General features: G+C 70.3%; 22 protein-coding genes. 11 read left to right on the top strand and 11 right to left on the bottom strand.

Annotated elements, in window-relative coordinates:
- Positions 1-37: 37 nt before the first annotated feature.
- On the top strand, positions 38-1,543 hold the full coding sequence (locus QRN26_RS06540) for a PspC domain-containing protein (protein WP_285035937.1): 1,506 nt from the start codon (positions 38-40) through the stop codon (positions 1,541-1,543).
- A complete protein-coding gene (locus QRN26_RS06535; protein WP_285035935.1) occupies positions 1,540-1,872 on the top strand; it encodes a hypothetical protein in 333 nt (110 codons plus the stop codon). Before QRN26_RS06540 ends, QRN26_RS06535 begins: the two co-directional genes overlap by 4 nt.
- Positions 1,873-1,898: 26 nt before the next feature.
- Here QRN26_RS06535 and trmD read toward each other — a convergent pair whose 3' ends face one another.
- Genes trmD through nirD form a run of 3 tightly spaced genes read right to left on the bottom strand, consistent with a single transcriptional unit; the run spans position 1,899 to position 3,782 of the window.
- A complete protein-coding gene (gene trmD / locus QRN26_RS06530) occupies positions 1,899-2,606 on the bottom strand; it encodes a tRNA (guanosine(37)-N1)-methyltransferase TrmD (protein ID WP_056006863.1) in 708 nt (235 codons plus the stop codon).
- A 46-nt stretch (positions 2,607-2,652) separates the two neighbouring features.
- Positions 2,653-3,411, bottom strand: a complete 759-nt coding sequence (locus QRN26_RS06525; protein ID WP_285035933.1) for a sirohydrochlorin chelatase — start codon at positions 3,409-3,411, stop codon at positions 2,653-2,655.
- Positions 3,408-3,782, bottom strand: coding sequence for a nitrite reductase small subunit NirD (nirD, locus tag QRN26_RS06520; protein ID WP_056006869.1), 375 nt, complete (start codon positions 3,780-3,782; stop codon positions 3,408-3,410). Before nirD ends, QRN26_RS06525 begins: the two co-directional genes overlap by 4 nt.
- 211 nt (positions 3,783-3,993) lie before the next feature.
- On the opposite strand from nirD, the gene nirB reads away from it, so the two are divergent.
- From nirB to QRN26_RS06490, 6 genes are all read left to right on the top strand, one after another.
- Complete coding sequence (nirB, locus tag QRN26_RS06515) at positions 3,994-6,594, top strand: nitrite reductase large subunit NirB (RefSeq protein WP_285035931.1); 2,601 nt, start codon at positions 3,994-3,996, stop codon at positions 6,592-6,594.
- The gene (gene cobA / locus QRN26_RS06510) at positions 6,595-7,374 is read left to right on the top strand and encodes a uroporphyrinogen-III C-methyltransferase (RefSeq protein ID WP_056006875.1); all 780 of its coding nucleotides are present in this window, start codon (positions 6,595-6,597) and stop codon (positions 7,372-7,374) included.
- Positions 7,371-8,534: a uroporphyrinogen-III synthase gene (locus QRN26_RS06505; RefSeq protein ID WP_056006878.1), complete on the top strand. Its 1,164-nt coding sequence runs from the start codon at positions 7,371-7,373 to the stop codon at positions 8,532-8,534. The genes cobA and QRN26_RS06505 overlap by 4 nt, the downstream gene beginning before the upstream one ends.
- A 190-nt stretch (positions 8,535-8,724) precedes the next feature.
- Positions 8,725-10,143, top strand: a complete 1,419-nt coding sequence (locus QRN26_RS06500) for an MFS transporter (RefSeq protein ID WP_056006881.1) — start codon at positions 8,725-8,727, stop codon at positions 10,141-10,143.
- Positions 10,144-10,180: 37 nt separating this feature from the next.
- The gene (locus QRN26_RS06495; protein ID WP_285035927.1) at positions 10,181-12,343 is read left to right on the top strand and encodes a molybdopterin oxidoreductase family protein; all 2,163 of its coding nucleotides are present in this window, start codon (positions 10,181-10,183) and stop codon (positions 12,341-12,343) included.
- Entirely contained in the window at positions 12,340-14,007 is a 1,668-nt protein-coding gene (locus QRN26_RS06490; protein WP_285035926.1) for an FAD-dependent oxidoreductase, read from the top strand. Before QRN26_RS06495 ends, QRN26_RS06490 begins: the two co-directional genes overlap by 4 nt.
- Before the next feature lie 92 nt (positions 14,008-14,099).
- Here the strand turns inward: QRN26_RS06490 and rimM are convergent, their stop codons facing one another.
- Genes rimM through rpsP form a run of 3 tightly spaced genes read right to left on the bottom strand, consistent with a single transcriptional unit; the run spans position 14,100 to position 15,445 of the window.
- A complete protein-coding gene (rimM, locus tag QRN26_RS06485) occupies positions 14,100-14,768 on the bottom strand; it encodes a ribosome maturation factor RimM (protein WP_056778084.1) in 669 nt (222 codons plus the stop codon).
- Positions 14,769-15,020 carry an RNA-binding protein gene (locus QRN26_RS06480; protein ID WP_056006893.1) on the bottom strand — a complete coding sequence of 84 codons (252 nt, stop codon included), beginning with the start codon at positions 15,018-15,020 and terminating at the stop codon, positions 14,769-14,771.
- 2 nt (positions 15,021-15,022) lie between these two features.
- Entirely contained in the window at positions 15,023-15,445 is a 423-nt protein-coding gene (gene rpsP, locus QRN26_RS06475) for a 30S ribosomal protein S16 (RefSeq protein ID WP_056006896.1), read from the bottom strand.
- Positions 15,446-15,696: 251 nt separating this feature from the next.
- Here rpsP and QRN26_RS06470 point away from each other — a divergent pair, with 251 nt between their 5' ends.
- A complete protein-coding gene (locus QRN26_RS06470) occupies positions 15,697-16,839 on the top strand; it encodes a glutamate--cysteine ligase (RefSeq protein ID WP_056778085.1) in 1,143 nt (380 codons plus the stop codon).
- 10 nt (positions 16,840-16,849) lie between these two features.
- Here QRN26_RS06470 and QRN26_RS06465 read toward each other — a convergent pair whose 3' ends face one another.
- Together QRN26_RS06465 and ffh are read right to left on the bottom strand one after the other, a co-directional pair.
- Entirely contained in the window at positions 16,850-17,230 is a 381-nt protein-coding gene (locus tag QRN26_RS06465; protein WP_285035922.1) for an META domain-containing protein, read from the bottom strand.
- A 16-nt stretch (positions 17,231-17,246) separates the two neighbouring features.
- Positions 17,247-18,800, bottom strand: coding sequence for a signal recognition particle protein (gene ffh / locus QRN26_RS06460; protein ID WP_056006905.1), 1,554 nt, complete (start codon positions 18,798-18,800; stop codon positions 17,247-17,249).
- A 103-nt stretch (positions 18,801-18,903) separates the two neighbouring features.
- Here ffh and lipB point away from each other — a divergent pair, with 103 nt between their 5' ends.
- Both lipB and lipA read left to right on the top strand, forming a co-directional pair.
- Positions 18,904-19,578, top strand: a complete 675-nt coding sequence (lipB, locus tag QRN26_RS06455) for a lipoyl(octanoyl) transferase LipB (RefSeq protein ID WP_285035921.1) — start codon at positions 18,904-18,906, stop codon at positions 19,576-19,578.
- Complete coding sequence (gene lipA, locus QRN26_RS06450; protein WP_235522553.1) at positions 19,575-20,591, top strand: lipoyl synthase; 1,017 nt, start codon at positions 19,575-19,577, stop codon at positions 20,589-20,591. Before lipB ends, lipA begins: the two co-directional genes overlap by 4 nt.
- A 37-nt stretch (positions 20,592-20,628) precedes the next feature.
- On the opposite strand, the gene QRN26_RS06445 is transcribed toward lipA, so the two are convergent.
- Genes QRN26_RS06445 through QRN26_RS06435 form a run of 3 tightly spaced genes read right to left on the bottom strand, consistent with a single transcriptional unit; the run spans position 20,629 to position 25,703 of the window.
- Positions 20,629-21,129, bottom strand: coding sequence for a DUF2004 domain-containing protein (locus tag QRN26_RS06445; protein ID WP_056006910.1), 501 nt, complete (start codon positions 21,127-21,129; stop codon positions 20,629-20,631).
- Positions 21,129-22,007, bottom strand: coding sequence for a signal recognition particle-docking protein FtsY (gene ftsY / locus QRN26_RS06440; RefSeq protein ID WP_056006913.1), 879 nt, complete (start codon positions 22,005-22,007; stop codon positions 21,129-21,131). Before ftsY ends, QRN26_RS06445 begins: the two co-directional genes overlap by 1 nt.
- Positions 22,008-22,058: 51 nt before the next feature.
- Positions 22,059-25,703, bottom strand: coding sequence for a chromosome segregation SMC family protein (locus tag QRN26_RS06435; RefSeq protein WP_285035920.1), 3,645 nt, complete (start codon positions 25,701-25,703; stop codon positions 22,059-22,061).
- Between the last annotated feature and the right edge of the window lie 139 nt (positions 25,704-25,842).

Below are 25,842 nucleotides of genomic sequence, written 5' to 3'. Positions count from 1 at the left end.
GATGGGCCGGGCCCGGGCGCTTCGCGAGAATCGGACCATGACGAACCACAGCACGCCACCCGCCGGAGCAGAACAGGGTGCACCCGCCCCGCAGGATCCGACGACCCGCTTCTTCGACTGGTGGCGGTCCACCGGTCTCCGTCGCTCGGCCGACTCGTGGCTCGGCGGTGTCGCCGGCGGTGTCGCGACTCGGCTCGGCCTCGATCCGATGATCGTGCGCGGCGCCCTCATCGTCATCGCGATCCTGGGCGGACCGGTCCTCTTCGTCTACGCCGCGGGCTGGGCACTCATCCCCGACCAGCAGGGTCGGATCCATCTCGAACGGGCGATCCGTGGGGTGTTCGACCCCGCGATCGTCGCCATTGGCATCCTCGCGGTACTCACCGTCGTGCCGTTCATGCGTGGTCTCTGGTGGGACGGCGTTCCGCACGCTTGGAACCTCCCGGGCTGGCTGGAGTCGACCATGACCGCCGGCTGGGTCATCGCACTGATCGTCGCCACGGTGTGGCTGATCGTGATGTTCTCGCGACGCGACTCCGAGCGGGCGACTCCCCCTGAGACTCCATCGCAGCGTGACCCGTGGACCAGCGACGCCTCGATCCCGAAGCCGTCGGCACCGTCGGCCACGTTCTCCCCCTCCAGCCCTCCCGGTCAGGCGCCGGCCTCCCCCGGCGCCACGGCCCCGGTGTCACTCGCGAAGGTCGCCGGTTCGCCAGGTGACCAGGGCGCGACCATGCCGCCCCCTGGCGCCACTCCCACCACCGTCTGGGACGGGGCTCCGAGCCAGCACCGAGGCTGGACGAGCCAGGAGTTCCGGGACGAGATGAGCCGCCAGCGCGCCGAGCAACAGGCCGAGCGCGAGACCAAGGCTCGAGAGCGGCGTGCGCAGCACCCGGGAGCGGCCTTCGTCGCGATCACCCTCGGGCTGGCGCTGCTCGCCGGTGCCGGCGCGGCCGTCGTCGCAGCGAGCGCCGGGTTCTCGATCCCCGTCGTCGTCGTCATCGGCCTCGCCGCAGCGCTCGGCGCGCTCGCCGTCGCGACGATCGTCGCGGGCATCAGCGGACGGGAGAGCGGTTGGCTCGGGCTCTTCACGTGGGCCGCCGTGATCTCGTTGCTCGCCACCGGGGTGTTCCCGCTCGGCTCCTCCTTCCTGCCGGTCGGACGCGCGACCTGGACCGTGACGTCGACGGATGCGGACGAGCGACGTGGCTACGTCATGATCGCCGGCCAACCCACGCTCGACCTCGGCGAACTCGCCGACGACGACGCCTTGCGCGGTGGGACGATCGACGTGTGGATCGTCGCCGGCGAGGTCGACGTGCTCATCCCCGAGGACGTGCCGGTGATCGTCGAGTTCTCGGCCATCGCGGGCACCCTGGACACGGGACGCGGTGATCGGGACGGAACGGACCGACGCGGCGGAGCCCTCTTCCAGGACGAGGCCAGGTACGGACAGACGACGTCGGCGGACACGACGCGGGTCCGGGTGTGGACGGTCGCCGGTAGCGCGGTCGTGACCGAGGAAGCGCAGGCGGGACGATGAGCGAGCAGGACGACCGGACCCAGCGGGACGACCGGACCGACGCGACGACGGAGTCGACTCCACCGGCGAGCGATCAGACGACCACGTCAGAGCGGACGAGCCACGAGGCGAAGAGCGGCTCCGATCAGACGGGTCGAGGCGGTCGGGCGCCCCGGTTCGGCACCATCCTCTGGGGTGTGCTCCTGCTCGTCTTCGCCGGGGCCATGCTGGTCACCAACCTCACCGAGGTGCGTATCGACCCGCTCGGCTGGATCACCGGTGCGATCATCGCGACCGGAGCGGTCCTCGTCGTCGCAGGCATCGCGGCCGCGGTGCGCCGGCGACCCTGAGACCAGGACGCTCGAGCGCGAACCGCTCAGCCACCGGTGACGTCGTCCGGCAGCAGGTCGGGCCGGACCTCGCGGGTCCGCTCGAGCTGCTGCTGGCGCCGCCACGTCGCGATGGCCCCGTGGTTGCCGCTCAGGAGCACCGGCGGTACCGGCAGCCCTCGCCACTCGGACGGCTTCGTGTAGCTCGGGTATTCGAGCAGACCGTCCTCGTGCGACTCCTCGACGAGACTCTCGGGATTGCCCACCACGCCGGGGACCAGCCGACCGATCGCCTCGATCATCGCCATGACCGCGACCTCGCCGCCGTTCAGGACGTAATCGCCGAGGCTCACGAGGCGGACGCGTGCCCGGCTGGCCGTGTGCTCGAAGACGCGGTGGTCGATGCCCTCGTACCGGCCGCAGCCGAACACGAGGTGCGACTCGAAGGCGAGTTCGCGGGCCATCGCCTGGGTGAAGACCTCACCCGCCGGCGAGGGGAAGATGACGAGCGGCTCGTCCTCGGTGTCGTCACCCAGGATGCCGTCGAGCGCCTCGCCCCAGGGCTCGGGCTTCATGACCATCCCGGCCCCTCCGCCGTACGGGGTGTCGTCGACCGTGCGGTGACGGTCGTGCGTCGAGTCGCGGAGATCGTGGACGTCCAGCTCGATCAGGCCGCTCTGCTTGGCCTTGCCGAGCAGGGAGAGGTCCAGGGCATCGAAGAAGGTCGGGAAGATCGTGACGATGTCGATGCGCATGAGGAGCAGTCTATTCGCGCGAGGGGCGGCCTCCCGGTCGGGTCGATCAGTCGGACAGCCTGGCCGACGCCTCCTCGTAGCGATCGATCACGAGGTCGACGATGCCTGCATCCGGCGCCTCGCCCGGGTGGAGGAGCGGCGACGTCACCACGTCGGCCCCGGCCTCCTCGAGCAGCCGCGCGAAGTATCCGAGTGCCAGCAGATAGGTCGCGATGACGACCCGCCCGCGCGGTCGGCTCGCTCGGGCTTCTGCGACCGCGTCGGGTACCGCCGGGCTGGCGGCGGAGACGAACGCGGTCACGACCGGGACGCGCAACCGTGCCTCCAGGCGCCGTCCCATCTCGAAGCAGTCCGCGACGGCACGCGCATCCGTCGAGCCGGCGGCGGCGAGGACGATGCGGTCGTCGGGCGTCACGCGCAGCGCCTCGAGTCGGCGGGCCAGCACCGCGACGAGGCGGTCGTCTGGCCCCATCGCGCGCGCCAGGGCGGTCGATCGCTCCGTCGCCTCGAGGTCCTCCACGAGGTCGACGTGGACGTGGAAGCCCGCGGACAGGAGCAGCGGCACCACGACGGCCGGACGGCCCGATTCCACGGAGCCGAGCGTAGCGGGGACGTCGGGCTGCTGGACGTCCACGAAACCACCGGCGACGTGCAGGTCGGCCCTGGCATGCTCGACGGCGGTGACGAGCGCGGCGACCGACGCCTGGCCGATGGGACAGCTCGTGCCGTGCGAGACGGCGACGAGGGCCGGCGTCGTGCGGGTGGCGGGCTCCGCCCGGCGGACACCGGGGGCGAGCAGGGTCATCGCTCCTCCCCCAGCTCGATCTCGACGAAGCCCCCGACGATGCGGGTGCTGAAGGTCCTGAGGAACAGGTTCGGGTCGGTGAAGCACTCGCCGGTTCCGAGGTCGTAGACCTGCTTGTGCAGCGGCGAGGCGATGGTCGGACGCTCTCCCCGTGAGCCGACGATGCCGCGGGCCATCACCGGCGCCGCCGTCTGGGGGTCTCGGTGGTCGACCGCGTACACCTCCTCGGCGCCGATGCGGAAGACGGCGATCTGGCGTGCGCGGAGCAGCGCCACCTCGCCCCACGACAGCTCGAGATCGTCGATGGCGCAGACCCGTCGCCAGTCGGCGAGCGCCGTCCGCGCGGTCTGCTCCGGTGTCGTCACGCTCATCGTCGGCCTCCTGCTGGTCGTGCGTCGGAGCACCGACGCTACGGGCGGGGTGTTTCGGCTGATCACCCGCGAGGTTTCGGTGAGGTGAAACCGACCTCACATCGTGTCCCACCGTCTGTGCGGTCCTCGACCCGTCGGGGACACATCCGGGCAACGGTCCGGAAACGCCGCCTCAGTACGCTCGCTGGAACACGAGCCGAGGGGGCCCACGATGACCGATCGCACTCCACAGGGCGGACCACGCCGCATCGTCGTCGTCGGCGGCGGACCGGCCGCGCACCGGTTGGTCGACGCCCTGCACAGCCGTGACGGCGGGGAACGGACGCACATCACCGTCATCTGCGAGGAGCTGCACCGCCCCTACGACCGCGTCGCGCTGAGCAAGCGACTCGACGACGCCTCGATCGACCTCACGCTCACCCCGTCCGCCGTCTGGGACGAACACCATGTCTCCCTCCTCCTGGGCGAGCGTGCGGAGCGCATCGATCGTGACGCACGGACGGTGCACACCTCGCTCGGTCGGCTCGTGGAGTGGGACGAGCTGATCCTCGCGACCGGCTCGTCGGCGCCGGTGCCGGAGATCGACGGCGCGGAGCACGCACTCGTCTACCGCACGCTCGACGACGTGGACCTGCTCGTCTCCGAGATCGAGCGCATCGGAAGACTGCGGGGACGTCCCGCTCGCGTGATCGTCGCCGGCGGTGGTCTCCTCGGGCTCGAGGCCGCCGGCGGCGCGGCTCGCCTCGGCGCCGACGCGAGCGTCGTGCACTCCGGTTCGTGGCTCATGTCGGCACAACTCGACGAGGGAGCCGGACGTGCACTCGGCCGGATCATCGGCGCGCAGGGCATCGCCTTGCATCTGGGGACCCGTCCTCGCTCGATCCTCCTCGACGAGGACGGCGCCGTCTCGGGGGTGAGGTTCTCGAGCGGCCAACAGGTCGAGGTGGACATCGTGGTCTTCGCGATCGGCATCCGGGCGAGGGACGAACTCGCGCGCGACGCCGGGATCAACCTCGGCGAGCGCGGTGGCGTGGTCATCGGGACCGACTGCAGGACGTCGGCGGCCGGGGTCTGGGCGATCGGGGAGGTCGCCTGCTTCGAGGGACGCTGTACCGGGCTCGTGGCGCCGGCGAACGCGATGGCGGAGGTCGTCGCCGACCGGCTGCTCGGCGGCGAGGCGGAGTTCACGACGGTCGACGACGCGACGAAACTGAAGCTCTCCGGCGTCGACGTCGCGAGCTTCGGCGACGCCCTCGCCCGGACGGAGCACAGCCTCGAGATCGTCTACGCCGACCCGGCACGGGGGCTGTACCAGAAGCTCGTGATGACCGACGACGCGAAGACACTCCTCGGCGGCATCTTCGTCGGCGACGCCTCGCCCTACGTCGCGTTGCGCCCGCTCCTCGGGAGTGAGCTGTCGAGCGAACCCGCGGCCTACCTGTCCGCCTCCGGGATCGAGGCACCGGCCGGGGACGAGCTGCCGGACGCGGCGCTCGTCTGTGCGTGCAACGCCGTCACCGCGGGCTCGGTCCGCGAGGCGATCGCCGGCGTGCACGGCGAGGCCTGCACGGAGCTCGGCCCGCTCAAGGCCTGTTCACGGGCCGGCACCCAGTGCGGCTCGTGCGTCCCACTCGTCAAGAAGATCCTCGAGACGGAGCTGACGAAGTCCGGTATCGCCGTGTCGCGCGCCCTCTGCGAGCACTTCGCCCTGTCTCGGCAGGAACTGTTCGAGTCCATCCGGGTGCTCGGCCTCACCTCCTTCGACGACATCCTCGCCCGGTTCGGCGTCGGTCGCGGCTGCGACGTCTGCAAGCCCGTGGTCGGCTCCATCCTCGCCAGTCAGCAGGGCGGCTACATCCTCGACGGTGGGCGCGGCACACTCCAGGACACGAACGACCGTGCGCTCGCGAACATGCAGAAGGACGGCACCTACTCGGTGGTCCCGCGGATCCCCGGCGGTGAGATCACGCCCAAGAAGCTCGCGGTGATCGCGCAGGTCGCCACCGACTACGGGCTCTACACGAAGATCACGGGCGGGCAGCGCATCGACCTCTTCGGGGCCCGACTCGAGCAGTTGCCGGAGATCTGGCGCATCCTGGTCGACGCCGGGTTCGAGTCCGGCCAGGCCTACGGCAAGTCCCTCCGCAACGTGAAGAGTTGCGTTGGGTCGAGCTGGTGCCGGTTCGGGGTGCAGGACTCCGTCTCCATGGCGGTCTTCCTCGAACTCCGCTACCGGGGGCTCCGGGCGCCGCACAAGTTCAAGTTCGGCGTGTCCGGCTGTGCCCGTGAGTGCGCTGAGGCTCGTGGGAAGGACGTCGGGATCATCGCGACCGAACAGGGGTGGAACCTGTATGTGGGCGGAAACGGCGGGTTCCAACCGACGCACGCGCAGCTCCTCGCGGGTGACCTCGACGACGAGACGCTCATCCGGTACATCGACCGGTACCTCATGTACTACATCCGCACGGCCGACCGTCTCCAGCGCACGGCACGGTGGATGGAGGACCTCGAGGGCGGACTCGACCACGTCCGGGAGGTCGTCGTCGAGGACTCGCTCGGGCTCGCCGCCGATCTCGAACAGGCGATGGCCGCCCATGTCGAGGGCTACGAGGACGAGTGGGCCGCCACCCTCGCCGACCCGGAGCGCCTCCGACGGTTCCGTTCCTTCGTCAACGAACCGGGCGAGGCGGAGCCCGGGTTGCCGCGCGTGGCCGAACGCGGCCAGTACCGACCGGCCACGGCTGCGGAGGTCGAACGCGGCGAGGCCGTCTACGTCGCAGGGCCTACCATTCCAGTGAGAGAAGGGGCGTAGATGTCGCGTGCAGGCAGGGTCACCCTGGTCGGTGGCGGACCGGGCGATCCCGCGTTGCTGACCGTCGCCGCGGTGGAAGCCCTGCGCGACGCCGACGTCGTGCTCTACGACCGACTCGCCCCGCATGACGCCCTCCCTTCCCTCGCACCGAACGCCCTCCTCGTCGACGTCGGCAAACGCCCGGGCCACCACCCGATCGGGCAGGAGGGCATCGAGACCGTCATGGTCCAGCACGCCCTGGACGGTGCGGCCGTCGTCCGCTTGAAGGGCGGCGACCCGTACGTGTTCGGCCGTGGTAGCGAAGAGGTGCTCGCCTGCCATCGCGCGGGCGTCCCCGTCCGCGTCATCCCCGGCGTCTCGAGCGCCGTCGCCGTACCCGCCGCCGCCGGGATCCCCCTCACCCATCGGAACCTGAGCCGGCTCTTCACGGTGGTGAGTGGTCACATGCCGCTCTCCGACGACGAACACCGTCACCTCGCCGGGCTGGGTGGCACGATCGTGGTCCTCATGGGTATCGGCACCCTGCCCTCCGTCTCCCAGGGACTGCTCACCGCGGGACTCGCCGCCGACACCCCGGTCGCGATCATCGAGCGCGGTTACAGCGAGACCCAGCGGACGACGATCGCGGACCTCGGTTCGATCCTCCACGTGGCGGCGGCTGCCGGGGTGCGATCCCCGGCGGTCATCGTGATCGGCCACGTCGTCTCCTTCGCGTTCGACGGCGACGCCGAGGCCGCCGAGCTCCTGGAGCGGGCAGAACGCCTGGCGGCGACGGCATGACCGACGCCACGGCGGGATCGCCGGACCCCGGCCCCGACGTCACCTCGCCGGTACCGGGGTTCCGCGCGGACCAGCTCGAGGGGTTCCGGATCGGCGTGACGAGCGACCGCCGGTCGCAGGACCTCATCGACGCCTTCGAGCGACGCGGCGCCACGGTCGTGCACGCCCCGACGCTCCGGATCGCCCACGCTCAACACGACGAACCCCTCATCGACGACACGCGCGACATCATCGCGGCACGTCCGGACGTGCTCCTCGCCACGACCTCGTACGGCGTCCGCCGGTGGTTCGAGGTGGCCGACGCCGCCGGACTCGGCGACGAGCTCGTCGACGCGCTCGCCGACACGGACATCCTCGTCCGCGGCCCGAAGGCGCGTGGGGCCGTTCGGGCTGCGGGCCTGAACGACGTCGGTATGAGCGACCGCGAGACCACCGCCTCCCTCGTCGACAAGGTCCTGGCCGAGTACCCGGCAGGCCTCCGGGTCGCCGTCCAACTGCACGGGTACACCGATGAGCGACAGCTCGAGCGCCTCCGCGCCGTGCATCCGGAGGTGCACACGGTCGCCCCGTACCGGTGGACGGACCCGGACGCCACCGACGAACGCGTGCGCCGGCTCGTGGACGCCATCGTGAGCGGATCGCTCGACGCGGTCACCTTCACGAGTGCACCATCGGTCGTCGCCCTCTTCACCGCCGCCGAGGCCCTCGGACTCGAGGACGCCGTCGTCGACGCGTTCCGCCACGACGTGCTCTGCGCGGCGGTCGGCCCCGTCACGGCCGCACCGCTGCTGGCGCAGGACATCGAGCCCATCGTCCCCGAACGGTTCCGCATGGGGGCGCTCATCCGACTCCTCTGCGAACACCTCGAACAGCACGCGATCCTCCGCGCCGAGACGCTGCACGGTCCCATCGCCATCCGCGGAGCCATCGTCGAACTCCCCGGGTCCCGCGTGCGGCTCCCCCCGAACTCGCTCGCGCTGCTGCGAGCGCTCGTGCGCGCCAACGGCGCGGTCCTCTCACGGTCTGCCCTCGCCGACGCCCTCCCGGCGGCGGCCGACCACCACGCCCTCGAAGTGCAGATGAGCCGACTGCGCCAGGCACTCGGCGTCCCCGGCCTCATCAACACCATCGTCAAGCGCGGCTACCGACTCGACGTCTGACCCGTTCGAGCCGACGCGCGCGTCCGACCGAGCCCGACCGCGTCCCGACGGTCCGCGTCCTCACGGTCGTCGACGAGCGGTGTGAGCAGGAGGTGACGCAGGTGTTACGTGGGCGGTCGGACGCCGAAACACGGCGTCGATAGCGTCGGAGACAGCACCTCTCCCGCTTCACCGAACGCTCGGAGCAGTCATGACCACGAACCTCGACGCAGCAGACACGACGCCGACCACCGCCCCGACGGCCGGAGCCCCGGTCGCCCTGATCCACCGCCCGGGGCGCTGGATCGACGGCTGGAACCCTGAGGACACGGCCTTCTGGGAGCGTGAGGGTCGGAGCATCGCCGGGAGGAACCTGCGGTGGTCGATCTTCGCCGAGTTCCTCGGCTTCGTCGTCTGGCAGCTCTGGAGCATCGTCGTCGTGATGTTGCCGAGTGCGGGGTTCTCCTTCTCCACCGCCGAGACGTTCTGGCTGATCTCCATGCCGAGTCTCGTCGGCGCCACCCTCCGGTTCCCCTACTCGTTCATGGTCCCGAAGTTCGGCGGACGCAATTGGACGATCATCTCCGCCGGGCTGCTCCTCATCCCGTCGATCGCCCTCGCGCTCTGCGTGGGCAATCCTGACACCCCCTTCGGCGTCATGCTCGTCGTCGCCGGACTCGCCGGCTTCGGCGGCGGCAACTTCGCCAGTTCCATGTCCAACATCACCTACTTCTACCCGCAGCGGGAGAAGGGGTGGGCGCTCGGCTTGAATGCGGCCGGCGGCAACCTCGGTGCCGCGGTCGCGCAGTTCGTCGTACCCATCGCGGTCACGATCGGTGCGGCGGCCAGCCTCAATCTGAGCCTGGCCGGCTGGATCTGGGTGCCGCTCATCCTGGTGGCTATGGTCGGCGCGTACCGCTCCATGGACAACCTGTCGTCCGCGAAGGCCGATCTCCGCGGGTCCGCGGCCGCGCTCCGCGAACCGCACCTCTGGCTCCTCGCCGTGCTCTACATCGGTACGTTCGGATCCTTCATCGGCTTCGCGAGCGTCTTCCCCAAACTCATCGCGGATCAGTTCCCCGCGTTCTCGACGTTCGCCGTGGGTTCCGCCTCGATCTCCCTCGCGTTCCTCGGAGCCTTGATCGGTTCCCTGGCCCGGCCCTTCGGCGGACGGCTCGCAGACCGCTTCGGTGGTGCGGTCGTGACGATGAGCGCGTTCGCGGTCATGGCGCTCGGTGCGCTCGCGGTGCTCTGGACCCTTCCGCTCGCGAACTTCTGGCTCTTCCTCGGATGTTTCCTGCTCCTGTTCGTGGCCGCCGGCGTCGGCAACGGCTCGACGTACCGGATGATCCCCAGTGTGTTCGCCGCACGTTCCGGGCTGCAGGACGCCCACCAGCGCGGTGGCGATGTGACGACGCAGCGGAAGGCGGCGGCCGCCCTGGGACTCATCTCCGCGATCGGTGCGTACGGCGGCTTCGTGATCCCGCAGATCCTCGGCCTCTCGCACGGTGCCACCGGCAGCTACTCGTCCGCGTTCATCGGGTTCGTCGGGGCGTACGTCGTCCTCTTCGCGATCACCTTCCTCGTCTACTTCCGGAGGAACGCCTCGCTGGCCGGTCAACGGCTGTGAGCGACCGTCCCGTCCACGTCTGACCGAAGGACACCGCATGCCGCGTTCCACCGCCCCGGCGACCGACACCCACTGCCCCTACTGCGCCCTCCAGTGCGCGATGTCCCTCACCCGGGCACCCACGGTGGACGGCGTGGCTCCGCGGCTCCCACTCGAGGTCTCGGGACGGGACTTCCCGACCAACCGGGGAGGCCTCTGCAAGAAGGGGTGGACGTCCGGCGAGCTCCTCGGGCGGGGCGACCGCCTCACGGCCCCGCTCGTGCGGAACGCCGCCGGGGCGCTGGTCGAGACGAGCTGGGACACCGCGTTGGATCTCGTCGCCTCGACCATCCTGCGGATCCGCGAGGCACGCGGAGCGGACGCCGTCGGGGTGTTCGGAGGCGGCGGACTCACGAACGAGAAGGCCTACCAGCTGGGCAAGTTCGCGAGGATCGCGATCGGCACGAGTCGGATCGACTACAACGGGCGGTTCTGCATGTCGTCCGCGGCGGCCGCGGGCAACCGGGCGTTCGGGATCGACCGGGGGCTGCCGTTCCCGCTCGAGGACCTCGACGGCGCATCGACCGTCCTCCTCCTCGGGTCGAACGTCGCGGAGACCATGCCGCCGTTCATCGGTCATCTCACGGGTGCGCAAGCCGCCGGCGGTCTCATCGTCGTCGACCCGCGTCGTTCGGCGACCGCCCGACTGACCGAGCAGCAGCGTGGCATGCACGTGCAACCCGCCCCGGGCACCGACCTCGTCTTCCTGCTGGGGCTGACGCACCTCGTCCTCGCCGAGGGGCTCGCCGACCTCGACTACCTCGAGCGCCGCACGACGGGGCTGGGTGCGCTTCGGCGCAGCGTCAGCGCCTGGTGGCCGGAACGGGTCCAGTCGGTCACGGGCGTGCCCACCACGGTGCTCCGCGAGGTCGCGCATCGACTCACCACGGCCGGCGGGGGCACCTACATCCTCACGGGTCGGGGCGTCGAGCAGCATGTCGACGGCACCGACACGGCCACCGCGGCCATCAACCTCGCGCTCGTCCTCGGCCTGCCTGGCCGGCCGGGGTCCGGCTACGGCACCCTCACCGGTCAGGGCAACGGCCAGGGCGGTCGGGAGCACGGGCAGAAGTGCGATCAGCTGCCGGGGTATCGGAAGATCACCGATCCCGAAGCGCGCCGTCACGTCGCGGGTGTCTGGGGCGTCCCCGTCGAGTCGATCCCCGGCCCCGGTCTCCCGGCCGTCGCCCTGCTGAACACGCTCGGAGATGCCGACGGCGTGCACGCGCTCCTCGTCCACGGCTCGAACGTCGTCGTCTCGGCACCCAACGTGCAGACGGTCCGCGATCGCCTGGAGCGTCTCGAACTCCTGGTGGTGTGCGACTTCTTCCTCTCCGAGACCGCCGCGCTCGCCGACGTCGTCCTCCCCACCACCCAATGGGCTGAAGAGGAGGGCACCATGACGTCCTTGGAGGGCCGGGTCATCCGCCGACGGCTGGCCGTCGATCCTCCGGCGGGTGTCCGGAGCGAACTCTGGATCATGCGCGAGCTGGCGCGTCGACTCGACGTCCCCGGTCGGTTCGACGTGGACCCGGCCCTGGTCTTCGACGAGCTGGCGGCAGCGTCGGCCGGTGGTGTCGCCGACTACTCGGGTCTCAGCCATGCCCTGCTCGACACCGGCATCGCCGCCCATTGGCCGTTCCCGGCGGGCGGTTCCGGCACCCCACGGCTGTTCAGCGAACGGTTCGCCCACGACGACGGTCTGGCGCGTCTCGTCCCCGTCCGTCCCGCCGTCGGATCGGAGTCCGTCGACGCGGAACACGAGCTCACCCTCACGACCGGTCGGCTGCTCGAGCACTACCAGTCCGGGACCCAGACACGCCGCGTCCCGGAGCTCGACGACGCCCGCCCCGCTGTGTTCGTCCAGCTCCACCCGGCAACCGCTGCACGTCTCGGCATCGTCGAGGGCGGAATGGTCGAGTTGTCGAACCGTCGTGGAACCCTCACTGCGCGGGCGAGCATCGACCTCGACATCCGTCACGACACCGTGTTCCTTCCGTTCCACTTTGCCGGTGCGGCCTCGGCGAACCTCCTGACGCAGGACGCCGTGGACCCGGTCTCCGGCATGCCCGACTTCAAACGCGCGGCGGTCCGCGTGCGTCCGGCCGTCCACGGCGGATCCCCCGTGCCCGCTGCCGCCGGGGTCGGTGCACGATCATGAACGCCCAGCGTCGCGGCCCACTCCGGATCGTCCTCATCGGCTTCGGGCCGGTGGGCGCGCGGTTCGCCGAGGAGCTCGCCCCCGGTGTCCGGGCAGGCGACGTCGCGCTGACCGTGATCGGCCAGGAACCGGTCGACGCCTACAACCGTGTCCTCGTCGCCGAACACGCCACCGGTTCCGCACAACTCGCGGACATGACCCTTGTCAGCGCCCGGGACTTGGCCGACGACGGCATCAGGGTGCTCCTCGGCGCAACCGCGACCCGGATCGATCGCGCGAGCCGGACGGTGGAACTCGACCGTGGAGACGCGCTCCCCTACGACCATCTCGTCCTCGCGACCGGAGCACGGGCGAACGTCCCGACCCTCGACGGCGTCGATCGGTGGAGACGCGACCTCGCGGCACTGGAGAAGTACGGTGCGCGTCTCCTGGGGTCGGATCACGCCCTCCCGGCCGGGTTGTGCGCCATGCGCGACCTCGACGACGCCGACACCGTCGCTGCGGTCGTACGGACTGGCGGACGGATCGTCGTCCTCGGCGCGGGTGTGCTGGGCCTCGAGACGGCTCTTGCGGCGGCGAGGGCCGGGGCCGACGTGGTCGTCGTCCATCACGGCCCCACGCCGATGCCACGCAACCTCGATCGCGGCGCCGGCTCCGTCCTGTCCGCAGCGTTGCGTGCGGCGGGGGTCGAGGTCGTGGCGAACAGTCGAGCGGAGGCGGTGGGCTTCCGGGACGACCCCGCTGGCGGTGGTCGTCGGTTCGACGCCCTCATCACCGCGGACGGCAAGCGGATCGCGGGAGACCTGCTCCTCTTGTCGTGCGGGGTGAGCGCCCGGTCGGACCTCGCGGTCCTCGCCGGGCTCCGAGTGGGCGCGGGCGTCCTCGTCGATGAAGCGCTCACCAGCTGGTCCGACGAGCGGATCTCGGCGATCGGGGACTGCGCGCACGTCCTCACCCCGACGCCGGAGCGCCGCACTGAACGGGTCGTGCCCGGTGGCCCCTCCGGGCTCATCGGTCCAGGGTGGCGGCAGGCGGAGTGGCTCGCTGCCCACCTCCTCCGAGCGGGTGCGGCGGCCGACGACCGGCGAGGTCTGCTCACGCCCCCGCCCGTCGAGCGATCGAGTCCGGTCGCACTCAAGGCCACAGGAGTCGACGTGGTCGCGGTCGGGGACGTCCAGGTCGACCCCTGGGACGTCTCCCCTGAGGCTGCGGACCCGTGCGGGCTCCGCGGCTCGGCGAGGCGCAGCGTCTCGGTCTGGGCGGACCCCGACCACGGCCGGTACGTGAAGATGGTCACCCGCGCCGGCGTCTTGAGCGCGTTCGTGGCGGTCGGGATGCCTCGGGCCGCCGCCGAGCTGACCCTGCTCTACGAGAGCGGTGGCGAGCTGCCCGCGGACCGTTCCGTGCTGCTCCGTCTGGACGGGCCGGACGCCGTCGGCGCGACGTCAGTCGACGCCTTCGCGCCGACCACGACCGTCTGCACCTGCAACGGTGTGACGGTCGGCAGGATCCGGGAGGCTGCGGAGGCCGGCAGCACGACGGTCTCCTGCATCGGGAAGGCGACCCGCGCCGGCACCGGGTGCGGCGGGTGCACCGACCGGATCACGGCGGTGTTGGAGCGGGTCGCGGCGGGCGAGCACCAGGGCGAGCCGATCGCCGTGTGACGCTCCCGGGAACGACGACGGCGGAGGCGCCTGCTGCATGCAGCTGACGACTCCGCCGTGCGGTGCGAACCGGAGTGCGGCTCGGAACGGTGTTACTCGGGCCTCGGCGTCCCGGTCTCCTCCGGAGCCGTCTCCGACTCCTCGGATGCTTCTGCCTCCGGGGCGTCGGCGTCCGGGGCATCGGCGACCGATGCGTCCGGAGCGTCGTCCGCCTCGGGGAGCTCCTCGAAGAGCCCGGTCGGCGGCGTGACCGTCACGATCCCGGCGGCGACGTCCACAGCCGGGACGATGGCCTTGACGAACGGGACCATGACTTCGCCGTCTCGTGTCTTGACGATCAGGAGGTCCTGCGAGGGGAAGTGCTCGACCCGCGCGACGGTTCCGACCGACGCACCATCACGATGCACCGCCAGACCGACGAGCTGGTGGTCGTACCACGCGTCTTCCTCGGCCGGCAGCTCCGTCGGGTCCTGTTCGACCCACAGGATGGCCTTGACCAGGGTTTCGGCTTCGCTGCGATCGGTGATCCCGACGAAGAACGCCACCGGCTGGCTGTTGTACCAGCGGAGCTCGATGAGCTCGAGTGACTTACCGCGCCATTTGGAGCCGGCGGGGACCTGCAGGGTGAAGCTCGCACCTGGCGTGAACCGGTGTTCCGGCTCGTCCGTGTAGAGCTCGACCTTCAGGGCGCCCTTCAGGCCATGTGCCTTCGTGAGCCGGCCGACCCGCAGTTGGGTCTTCGGCTCCGTCTCCTCAGCCACCTAGGCGCTTGCGCCGGTGGCGTCCGTGTCGACCACGTCGACGCGGACCCGCCGGCCGTCCGCCAACGCAGCCACCAGGGTGCGGAGGGACTTGGCCGTCCGGCCGGCACGACCGATGACCCGGCCGAGGTCCTCGGGGTTCACACGAACCTCGAGGACCTCGCCACGGGCGGAGTTCTGTGCCGTGACGCGAACGTCATCCGGGTGATCGACGATCCCCTTGACGAGGTGTTCGAGCGCGGGAGCGAGCAAGGCTACGCCTGCTCTGCTTCGGCGGCGTCAGCGGCGGGAGCCTCGGCCTCGGCCGGAGCAGCCTTGGCCGGAGCCTCGGCCTTCGGCTTGAGGACGGGCTTCTTCTTCTCGTCGGCGACGAAGGCGGCCTTCGGCTCCTTGACGCGGACGGTGCTGACCGCGTCCTTGTCGCCCTTGAACTTGCCCCAGTCGCCCGTGAGCTTGAGGAGCGCTGCGACCTGCTCGGTCGGCTGCGCGCCGACGCTCAGCCAGTACTGTGCGCGCTCGGAGTCGACCTCGATGAACGAGGGCTCCTCGGTGGGGTGGTACTTGCCGATCTCCTCGATGACACGGCCGTCGCGCTTCGTGCGCGAGTCGGCGACGACGATGCGGTAGAACGGCGCGCGGATCTTGCCGAGACGCTTGAGACGGATTTTGACAGCCACGATTCTCCTGAATGATGTGATGTTTGATGTGCTCGCTGCCGAAAGGTGGGGCCACACGCTCGACGCGAAAACTGTGGTTGCTGCGGGCGTCGGATAGAGGGTCGAACTCCGCGCAGACTCAACTCTCTATTCTGCCAGACATCGGCCGATCTGGGTAATCCTGCGACACGGGGGCGGAAGGACCGGCGTACCGCGTGGAAGGATGGGCTGGCGCACGGCACCCGGCCGTGCCCTGCGGGAGGTCGACGCCAATGCCCATCGAGTTCGCCAGCTCCGAGCGTTCGACCGTCGGCCTCGAGTGGGAGGTCGCCCTCGTCGACCGCGACACCGGGGATCTCGTCGCCTCCGCCGACACCGTGCTCTCGGAACTCCGCGGCGACGACGGTTCCGAGCACGCGCAGATCACGAACGAACTGCTGCTCAACACGCTCGAGCTCGTCTCCGGGGTGCACCACACCGTGCCGGAGGCGATCGCCGACCTCGAGGGGCAACTGGCCGAGGTGCGCGCCATCACCGATCCCATGGGCGTGGAGCTCATCTGCAGCGGCTCCCACCCGTTCGGGCAGTGGTACGACCAGCAGGTGACCGACAAGCCGCGCTACCACAAGCTCATCGACCGCACGCAGTGGTGGGGCCGGAACATGATGATCTGGGGCGTCCACGCCCACGTCGGCGTCGAGACGGTCGACAAGGTCCTGCCGATCATGAACGGGCTGTTGACCTACCTCCCGCATCTCCAGGCACTGTCCGCGTCGAGCCCCTACTGGGGCGGTGTCGACACCGGGTACGCGTCGAACCGCGCGCTCATGTTCCAGCAGCTCCCGACCGCGGGCCTCCCCTATCAGCTCTCCGACTGGGAGCAGTTCGAGGCGTACGTGGACGACCTGACGGTCACGGGCATCATCGAGGACCACACCGAGGTCCGCTGGGACGTGCGACCCTCACCGCAGTGGGGCACCGTCGAGATGCGCGCCTGCGACGGCGCGTCGACCGTGGGCGAGTTCGCCGCACTCGCCTCCCTCATCCACTGCCTCACCGAGCACCTCTCCGATCGCCTGGACGACGGCGAGCGGCTGCAGACCCTGCAACCCTGGTACGTCCGGGAGAACAAGTGGCGCGCGGCGCGGTACGGGCTCGACGCGGAGATCATCCTCGACTCCTCCGGTCACGAACGGTTGGTGACGGACGACCTGCACGACCTGCTCGACACCCTCGCGCCGATCGCGCGGCGGCTCGGCTGCTCGGAGGAGCTGGCGAGTATCGCCTCGATCATCGACCACGGTGCGAGCTACCAGCGTCAGCTCGCGGTCGCCCACGCGAACGGCGGTAGCCTGCAGGCCGTCGTGAGCGCGCTCGCGAAGGAGCTGCGACACGGGGTCCAGCCGACCGCCTGACGAGGCGGAGTCATTCGTCGCGGTCGAGCGTTCCGATCCGCGCGCCGGCGTCGTCGGTCACGACCAAGCGCTCACCGTCGTCCGACAGGGCGACCTCGGCGATCCCCCGGAGCCACGTGTCGACGCCGGGGCATGCCATGAGCGTGCCCGCGACATCGGAGACCGCGACCGAGTCGTCTGCGACACGCCAGGAGCCGGAGAGGCTGTTGCACCCGTCGGAACCGGTGACCCGACCGTCGTCGGCGAAGACCAGGTGGGGCTCCGCTGCGCCGCTACCGTCGCCCCACGTTCCGACGACGCGCTCTCCGACGCCACCGGTGGAGCAAGCGGCGAGCAGCGCGGCCACGAGGACGACGCCGATGGCCGTCGCCGGCACCCTCAGCGCACGCATCCCGCCACCGCCGGTGTCAGCGACCCAGGAACTTCTGGAGTTCGGCGAGTTCAGCCTCGGTCGGCGCCTTCGTGCCCGCCGACGCGCCGCCACCGAGCCCGAAGCCCGCACCGGTTGCCGGGGCCTGCGCCTCGACGACACCGGCGTTCTCCGCTGCCCGCTTGGCCGGGTTCCCTGATCGGGAACCCTTCTTCTTCGCCTGAGGCTTCGGACGGTTCGTCCGTGCGCCGGGGACCGGGCCCATGCCGGGGATGTTCGGAACGCCGCCCTTGGCGACCGTCTTCATCATCTTGGCAGCTTGCTCGAACCGGTTCACCAAGGCGTTGACCTCGGTCACCGTCATGCCGGAACCCTTGGCGATCCGCAGCCGGCGCGAGCCGTTCAGGATCTTCGGGTTGGTGCGCTCGGCGGTCGTCATCGACTGGATGATCGCCTCGGTGCGCACGATCTCGCGCTCGTCGAAGTTCTGGAGCTGCTCCTTCATCTGGCCCATGCCAGGGAGCATGCCCATCATCTTCTTGATGGAACCCATCCCCCGCAGCTGCTGCATCTGCTTGAGGAAGTCGTCGAGGGTGAACGAGTCGGTCGCGAACTTCTCGGCGACCTTGCGCGCCTCGTCCTCGTCGAAGTTCTGCTGCGCCTGCTCGATGAGGGTGAGGATGTCACCGAGGTCGAGGATCCGGCTGGCCATGCGGTCGGGGTGGAAGGGCTCGAAGTCGTCGAGGCCCTCGCCGGTCGACGCGAACATGATGGGACGGCCCGTGACCGAGGCGATCGAGAGGGCGGCTCCACCGCGGGCGTCGCCGTCGAGCTTCGACAGCACGACACCGGTGAAGTCGACGCCGTCGAGGAAGGCCTTGGCCGTCGCGACCGCGTCCTGTCCGATCATCGCGTCGATGACGAAGAGCACCTCGTCGGGGTCCACCGCCTTGCGGATGTTCGAAGCCTGCTTCATGAGCTCGGCGTCGACACCGAGTCGACCGGCGGTGTCGACGATGACCGTGTCGTAGAGCTTCTGCTCGGCGAACTTGACGCCGTCGCGCGCGACCTTCACGGGGTCGCCGACGCCGTTGCCCGGCTCGGGCGCGTAGACGGGGACACCCGCCTGTTCACCGACGACCTGGAGCTGCGTGACCGCGTTCGGCCGCTGGAGGTCCGAGGCGATGAGCAACGGCGTGTGGCCGTCCTTCTTGAGCCACTTGGCGAGCTTGCCCGCGAGCGTCGTCTTTCCGGCACCCTGGAGGCCGGCGAGCATGATGACGGTCGGTGGCTTCTTCGCGAACTCGAGCCGGCGCTGCTGGCCGCCGAGGATCGTGATGAGCTCGTCGTTGACGATCTGCACGACCTGCTGCGCCGGGTTCAGCGCCTTGCTGACCTCGTCCCCGAGTGCGCGTTCGCGGACGCGACCGGTGAAGTCCTTGACGACGTCGAGTGCGACGTCCGCGTCGAGGAGTGCGCGGCGGATCTCGCGGACAGTGCCGTCGACATCGGCAGCGGAGAGCTTGCCCTTGGTGCGGAGGTTCTTGAACGTGTCCGCGAGGCGGTCAGAGAGGGTACCGAACGTTGCCATGATCCCTCCAGTTTAGGGCAGTCGGCGTCCTGGTCCCGTCGATCGATCGGAACCGCCGGAGATGAGTATTTGGACGGCGTCCAAGAATGCTATCGTGGCCGCCATGACAGAGCTCCTCCTCGCCGGACTCGCCCCGGCGTTCGTCCCCTACCTCGACGGCTGGGCGCTGCAGCGCCGGGTGCACGCGGCCGTGGTCGCCGGCACCGGCCCCGAACAGTTGATCCTCTGCGAACACGAGCCGGTGTACACGGCAGGCAAGCTGACGCGCGCCGACGAACGTCCGGACGACGGGACTCCGGTCGTCGCCGTGGACCGTGGTGGGCGGATCACCTGGCACGGCCCCGGACAGCTCACCGGCTACCCCATCGTCCGCCTGCCGGAGCCCGTGGACGTCGTCGCCCACGTGCGTCTGCTCGAGGAGGTCATGCTGCGGACGATCGCCGAGCTCGGTGTCGCCGGGCGGCGGATCGACGGACGATCCGGCGTCTGGGTGGATCCGGCGGACGGCGGCACCGCGGCGAAGATCGGCGCCGTCGGCGTGCGCATCCAAGCCGGGGTCGCGATCCACGGCTTCGCCCTCAACTGCAGCAACTCGCTCGAGCCGTTCGAGCACATCGTCGCGTGCGGCATCGCCGACGCCGGTGTCACCACGATCAGCAAGGAGCTCGGCCGCACGGTCACGCCGGGTGACGTGGCTCATCGCGTGGCGGAACGGTTCGCAGACCTCCAACACGGTTGGCGGTTCACCTCCGCCCCTGCGGTCGGAGCGGTCGCGTGAGCGCCTGTGGTGCACCGGCACCCGATGCCGCGGCGGACACCGGCGGTCGCAAACTGCTGCGGCTCGAGGTCCGCAACGCGCAGACGCCCATCGAGCGGAAGCCCGACTGGATCAAGACCCGCGCGACGATGGGCCCCGAGTACCGGCAGCTCCAGACCCTCGTGCAGGAGGAGGGGCTGCACACGGTGTGCCAGGAGGCCGGGTGCCCGAACATCTTCGAGTGCTGGGAGGACCGCGAGGCGACCTTCCTCATCGGCGGCTCGCAGTGCACCAGGCGGTGCGACTTCTGCCAGATCGACACCGGCAAACCCGCCGACTACGACCGCGACGAGCCGCGCCGGGTCGCCGACTCCGTGCAGCGCATGCGGCTCCGCTACGCGACCGTGACGGGTGTGGCCCGCGACGACCTTCCCGACGAGGGCGCGTGGTTGCACGCCGAGACCGTCCGCCGCATCCACGAGACCAACCCCGGCACGGGTGTTGAGATCCTCGCGACCGACTTCTCCGGCAACCCCGACCTCCTCGGCGAGGTGTTCGCCTCACGTCCCGAGGTGTTCGCGCACAACGTGGAGACGGTCCCGCGCATCTTCAAGCGGATCAGGCCCGCGTTCCGGTACGAGCGGTCGCTCGACGTCCTCACCCAGGCCAGGGCCGCCGGGCTCATCACGAAGTCCAACCTCATCCTGGGCATGGGCGAGGACCGGAGCGAGATCAGCCAGGCGCTCGAGGACCTGCACGAGGCGGGCACGGACATCATCACCGTCACGCAGTACCTGCGCCCGACGCCTCGGCATCTCCCCGTCGACCGATGGGTGAAACCGCAGGAGTTCCTCGAGATCAAGGAGGAGGCCGAGGAGATCGGGTTCCTCGGCGTGCTGGCCGGTCCGCTCGTCCGCTCCTCCTACCGGGCCGGTCGCCTCTGGGCGCAGTCCATGACGGCGAAGGGACTGCCGGTCCCCGAGGGCCTGCGCCATCTCGCGGACTCCTCGCTCGGGTTCGCCCAGGCGGTCTGAACGCCGGGGCTCCGTCCCGGGGCCGAGGCCCCGGGACTCAGTCCTCGCTCGTGACCCCGGTGACCTCGCCGTCGGAGCTGTAGGCCACCATGAGCACGCCGTCGAGCTGGTCGGCGTCGAGTGAGTACTCGAAGATCGCGAACGCTTCGTCGCCGTTGTGCTGATGCGGCGCGAACCCGACACTCAGCAGGGTCATCGATCGGATGACGTCGACGTCGCGGTCGCCGGACTCGTCGACGAGGACGTCCGGCAAGGACTCGCCCAGCTCCTCGACGGCCTGGATGATGTACTCCGTGACCTCCGAGGTGCGGTCGTCGACCTCGCTCAGCATCGCCTCGCGGGAGCGCAGGTCGAAGCCCTCGAGGGCCAGGATCATCGCGGCCGCGAGGTCGAGCGCGTCGGCGGGGATCTCGTCCTCCTCGGGCGCGCTGAGCGAGATGGACACGGACTGCTCGCCCACGTCGATGTTGTCCGACCAGTACACGCCGCCGCCCGGCTCGGTCGCGATGATGCCGAAGTAGTCGTGCTCGATCGCCATCAGTTGCCCACCAGGTTCTGCGCGAAGACGTGGGGCGTGAACCCGGTGAGGTCCCCGATCCCCTCACCCTGTCCGACGAGTTTGATCGGGATGCCCGTCTTCTCCTGGACGGCGAGGACGAACCCGCCCTTCGCGGAGCCGTCGAGCTTCGTCAGGACGAGCCCCGTCACGCCGGCGTGCTCGATGAACGCCTGCGCCTGCGACAGGCCGTTCTGCCCGGTCGTCGCGTCGAGGACGAGGAGCACCTCCGAGATGGGCGCCTGCTTCTCGACGACGCGCCGGATCTTCGACAGCTCGTCCATCAGTCCGCCCTTGGTCTGCAGCCGGCCAGCGGTGTCGATGATGACGATCTCGGTCCCCGTCCGCTTCGCGTATTCGATCGTCTGGAACGCGACCGAGGCCGGATCCTGACCCTGCTGCTGGGGCCGCACGATCTGTGCGCCGGCGCGCTCCGCCCAGGTCGCGAGCTGTTCGACCGCCGCGGCACGGAAGGTGTCCGCCGCCCCGACGACGACACTGCGGTCGTAGTTGCGGAGGAATTTCGCGAACTTGCCGATGGTCGTGGTCTTGCCGACCCCGTTGACGCCGACGACGAGGACCACCGCCGGACGCTCGCTGAGCTTCAGGGTCGTGTCGAACTTCGACAGCCGCTCCTCGACCTCCTCGCGGAGCATCCGCTGCAGGTCGCGCGGATCGGTCGTGCGGTAGCGGTCGACGGAGGCGTGCAGACCGGTGACGATCGACTCGGTGACGTCAGGGCCGAAGTCGGCGCCGATGAGCGCGTCCTCGAGGTCCTCCCACGTCGTCTCGTCGATCGTCGGACGTTGGAACATGCCTTTGAGGGCACCGGAGAGCGACCAGGGTGTGCGTGCAGCCATGGTCTCAGCGTAGCCGTCGGCGGGGCGGTCCCGTCGCGGGACGGGGAACGATCAGCCGGCCCGTTCCTCGGCGACACGTTGACCGACCACGGCCGAAACGCCGTCCTGACGCATCGAGACGCCGTAGAGGGCGTCGGCGATCTCCATCGTGCGCTTCTGGTGCGTGATCACGATGAGCTGACTCGTCTGTCGGAGGTCCTCGAAGATGGTGAGGAGCCGCCCGAGGTTCGCATCGTCGAGGGCCGCCTCGACCTCGTCCATGATGTAGAACGGGCTCGGTCGGGCTTTGAAGATGGCGATGAGCAGGGCCACCGCGGCGAGCGAGCGCTCCCCACCGGACAGGAGCGACAGGCGCTCGATCTTCTTGCCGGCGGGCTTCACCGACACCTCGATGCCCGTGGTGAGCATGTGGTCGGGGTCCGTGAGCGAGATGCTGCCGGTGCCGCCTGGGAACAGGATCGGGAACACCTCGGTGAACGCGGCTTCGGTGTCGGCGAACGCCGAGGCGAAGATCACCTCCATCTTCCCGTCGATGTCCTCGATGATCGACAGCAGGTCGGCGCGGGTGCTGGTGAGGTCGGCGAGCTGTTCGGTGAGGAAGCGGTGCCGTTGTTCGAGCGCGGCGAACTCCTCCAGGGCGAGCGGGTTGACCCGGCCGAGCTGCGCGTAGGTGCGCTCGGCGGCGGCGAGTCGTTTCTGCTGCTCGGCGCGGACGTACGGGGTCGTCGGCACCTCTGGCGCGTCGAGCTCCGACGTCTCGCCGGCGGGGCTCGCCTCGGCAGCCGCGTCCGCAGGAGCGTCCGTCGCCTCGCCGGAGGCGTCGGCGGCACCGGCGTCCTCGGGTTCCGGAGCCGTCCGGGCGGTGGCTCGCGGCGTCGGCGGGTCGACCGGCACGGGGACGTCCGGCCCGTACTCGGCGACGAGGATGTCCTCGACGAGTCCCAGCTCCGATCCGGCCCGCTCGAGGAGCCCGGACAGGTGCAGCTTCTTCTCGTAGATCTGGAGCTCGAGCCCGTGGACGCTCTCCGTGACGACCTGCAACCGTTGCCGGAGCGTGTGCTCCTCTCCACGCAGGCGCACGAGCTCGGCGTTCCGGCTGGATCTCGTCGCCTCGGCTTCCGCCAGGGCGACCCGCGCCTCGGTGACCGAGCGGTCGACCGAGTCGAGGACGGGTGGCAGCGCCTCGGTGACGGCGGTGGCCGCCGCCGCCTGCCGCGCCCGGATGACGGCCCGCCGTGCGGCCTCCTCCGCGGCTGCCTCGTCGGCCTGCCGCTGCCGTTCGAGGTTCGCGACCGCGAGCTCCTCCGCCCGGACGCGTTCACGTGCGGTCTCGAGGAGCAGGCGGTGCTGCACCTCGGCCTCTCGGGCCGCGTCGAGTTCGGCGGAGAGCGCGTCGCGGACCGTCACGTCGAGCAGCGGGCGTGGACGCGCCCGGGCGGTGTCGTGTTCCTGCTTCGCGCGGTCGGCTGCCACGACGGCATCGGCGACGGCGGCGGCGGCGTTCGCCGCAGCCGCGAGGAGACGGTCGTGTTCCGCCTGGGCTGATTCGTACCGGACGGTCACCCGGTTGACCCGTTCGGCTTGCGAGGCGCGGTTGGCGTCGAACTCGCGCAAGGCGTTGAGCGCGGCCTGCGCCGTCTGCTTCGCCTCCTGCAGGATCGTCCGCTGCTCACCCAGGGCGAAGCGTGCCCGTTCGATGAGCGACTCGACCTCGCCGTGTCGGTCGGCGGCCGCATCGCGTTCGGCCAGGAGTTCGATGCGACTCTGCGCGCCGCCGCTCCCCCCACGCACGATGCTGTCGGTGACGACGGCGCCGTCCCTGGTCACGATCGTGAACGCCGTCAGGGCTGAGCCGAGGCGGTCGTACGCGTCGATCGCCTCGTCGAGGGAGTCGACGACGAGGACCGTCGCGAGGATCCCGAGGACACCGGGAGGCGCGTCCACCAGTTCGGCCGCCGAGGTGAACCCGGCCGGAGCGTCCGGCACCTCGCGGGTGCCGTCCGCGATGACGATCTCGACCCGGCCCAGCTCCCGGTCCGCGGCGTGGTCGAGCGCCCGACGGGCAGCCTGTCGATCGATCGCGACCGCCGCCTCGGCGAGCGTGCCGAGCGCTGCGGCCACGGCCGCCTCGTGGCCGGGCCGGACCTGCACGCGGTCCGCGACGATCCCGTCGATCCCGTCGAGGCCGCTGCCGGCGAGTTCGGCCGACCCGGTCTTGAGGTCGAGTGCGCGGGAGAGCGCGCTCGTCTTGGCACCGAGCGAATCGCGTTCGCGTTCGAGCGCATGCAGCTGCTCGCGCAGGCGCTCGATCTCGCCCTCTGCGGCGGTCGCACCGCGCTGAGCCGCCTCGTAGGCGTCGTCGAGGCCGGAGTCGGCGGCGTCGGCGAGGGTCGGGTCGTCTCCGAGCGCTTCGACCTCCAGCCGGGCGGCGTCCAGACGGAGGACCGCCGCATCGATGGCGTTCTGCTGACGCAGGGCCTCGCCGCGGACCGCGGCCAACTTGGACGAGGCGGCGTCCACGGCACCGGCGAGTTTCGACAACTCCAGGTCGTGTCGTGACACGAGGGCGCTCTGCGCGGCGATCTCGACGTCCACCGCGTCGAGCGCGGCGCGCTGCTCGGCGGTGGTCGCCTGCGCCTGTCGCAGGGCGAGCTCCGCTTCGATGACCGCCGCGCGAAGCCCGTCGATCTCCGCGGTGGCGTCGGCGACCATCTGTCTCGTGATCCGTGGTTCGGCAGCGACCTCGTCGGTCGCGGGTCCGAGCAGCGCGAGCCGCTGATTGGCGAGCGTGTAGAGGTTCCGGAGCCGTTCCTGCACGCTCTCGAGCTCGAAGGTGATCCGTCGCGCGTCGTCGACCGCATCGCCCAGTTGCGTCTGCTCGATCCGGCGGATCCGCGACTCCGCCTGCTCCAACTGCTCCTGGAGCACGAGGCGCTCGCTGTGCCGTTCGCTCTCCGACCGATTGTGCTCGTCGAGCGAGCGCCGGAGCCCGACGACGTCGTCGGCGAGGATCCTGGCGCGGGCGTCGCGCACGACCGCCGCGATCGTCTGTGCCTCCCGTGCGATCTCCGCTTGGCGTCCGAGCGGCTTCAGCTGCCGCCGGATCTCCCCTGCGAGGTCGCTCAACCGGGTGAGGTTGGTCTGCATCGCCTCGAGCTTCCGGAGGGTCTTCTCCTTGCGGCGACGATGCTTGAGGATCCCAGCGGCCTCCTCGATGAAGCCGCGCCGCTCCTCGGGCGTCGCGCGGAGGACGGCGTCGAGCTGTCCCTGGCCGACGATGACGTGCATCTCGCGACCCAGGCCGGAGTCGCTGAGCAGCTCTTGGACGTCCAGCAACCGGCAGGTGTCGCCGTTGATGGCGTACTCGCTGCCGCCGTTCCGGAACAGGGTCCGGCTGATCGTCACCTCGGTGTACTCGATGGGCAGCGCACCGTCGCTATTGTCGATGGTGAGCGTGACCTCGGCTCGTCCGAGCGGTCCCCTCGTGGACGTGCCGGCGAAGATGACGTCCTCCATCTTGCCGCCGCGGAGGGTCTTCACCCCCTGCTCCCCCATGACCCAGGCGAGTGCGTCGACGACGTTCGACTTGCCGGAACCGTTCGGGCCGACGACGCAGGTGACGCCTTGCTCGAACGCGAAGGTGGTGGGGTGCGCGAAGGACTTGAACCCTTTGAGCGTCAGGCTCTTCAGGTACACGCGCACCTCCTCTCCCGCGTCGCGGATGCTGTGGACTACGGTAGCGAATCCGCCGACGGGCGAGGGACACCACGCGGTGCGGGCCGTCCGGGGCGGTCGTAGCATAGACCGCATCACCCAAGACGGTCTGGCGTGGGAG

Origin of the sequence: Plantibacter sp. ME-Dv--P-095 (genome assembly GCF_030209365.1) — a bacterium.
In the GTDB taxonomy this organism is placed as follows: Bacteria; Actinomycetota; Actinomycetes; order Actinomycetales; family Microbacteriaceae; genus Plantibacter.
The sequence above is the reverse complement of the archived record's forward strand: the minus strand, read 5'-3'. Positions and strand labels throughout refer to the sequence as shown.

Excerpts from the sequence above, each read along its gene's own strand:
- QRN26_RS06540 (WP_285035937.1), top strand. The coding sequence starts at position 38 with ATGACGAACCACAGCACGCCACCCGCCGGAGCAGAACAGGGTGCACCC.
- QRN26_RS06535 (WP_285035935.1), top strand. The coding sequence starts at position 1,540 with ATGAGCGAGCAGGACGACCGGACCCAGCGGGACGACCGGACCGACGCG.
- trmD (WP_056006863.1), bottom strand. The coding sequence starts at position 2,606 with ATGCGCATCGACATCGTCACGATCTTCCCGACCTTCTTCGATGCCCTG.
- QRN26_RS06525 (WP_285035933.1), bottom strand. The coding sequence starts at position 3,411 with ATGACCCTGCTCGCCCCCGGTGTCCGCCGGGCGGAGCCCGCCACCCGC.
- nirD (WP_056006869.1), bottom strand. The coding sequence starts at position 3,782 with ATGAGCGTGACGACACCGGAGCAGACCGCGCGGACGGCGCTCGCCGAC.
- nirB (WP_285035931.1), top strand. The coding sequence starts at position 3,994 with ATGACCGATCGCACTCCACAGGGCGGACCACGCCGCATCGTCGTCGTC.
- cobA (WP_056006875.1), top strand. The coding sequence starts at position 6,595 with ATGTCGCGTGCAGGCAGGGTCACCCTGGTCGGTGGCGGACCGGGCGAT.
- QRN26_RS06505 (WP_056006878.1), top strand. The coding sequence starts at position 7,371 with ATGACCGACGCCACGGCGGGATCGCCGGACCCCGGCCCCGACGTCACC.
- QRN26_RS06500 (WP_056006881.1), top strand. The coding sequence starts at position 8,725 with ATGACCACGAACCTCGACGCAGCAGACACGACGCCGACCACCGCCCCG.
- QRN26_RS06495 (WP_285035927.1), top strand. The coding sequence starts at position 10,181 with ATGCCGCGTTCCACCGCCCCGGCGACCGACACCCACTGCCCCTACTGC.
- QRN26_RS06490 (WP_285035926.1), top strand. The coding sequence starts at position 12,340 with ATGAACGCCCAGCGTCGCGGCCCACTCCGGATCGTCCTCATCGGCTTC.
- QRN26_RS06470 (WP_056778085.1), top strand. The coding sequence starts at position 15,697 with ATGCCCATCGAGTTCGCCAGCTCCGAGCGTTCGACCGTCGGCCTCGAG.
- QRN26_RS06465 (WP_285035922.1), bottom strand. The coding sequence starts at position 17,230 with ATGCGTGCGCTGAGGGTGCCGGCGACGGCCATCGGCGTCGTCCTCGTG.
- ffh (WP_056006905.1), bottom strand. The coding sequence starts at position 18,800 with ATGGCAACGTTCGGTACCCTCTCTGACCGCCTCGCGGACACGTTCAAG.
- lipB (WP_285035921.1), top strand. The coding sequence starts at position 18,904 with ATGACAGAGCTCCTCCTCGCCGGACTCGCCCCGGCGTTCGTCCCCTAC.
- QRN26_RS06445 (WP_056006910.1), bottom strand. The coding sequence starts at position 21,129 with ATGGCGATCGAGCACGACTACTTCGGCATCATCGCGACCGAGCCGGGC.
- ftsY (WP_056006913.1), bottom strand. The coding sequence starts at position 22,007 with ATGGCTGCACGCACACCCTGGTCGCTCTCCGGTGCCCTCAAAGGCATG.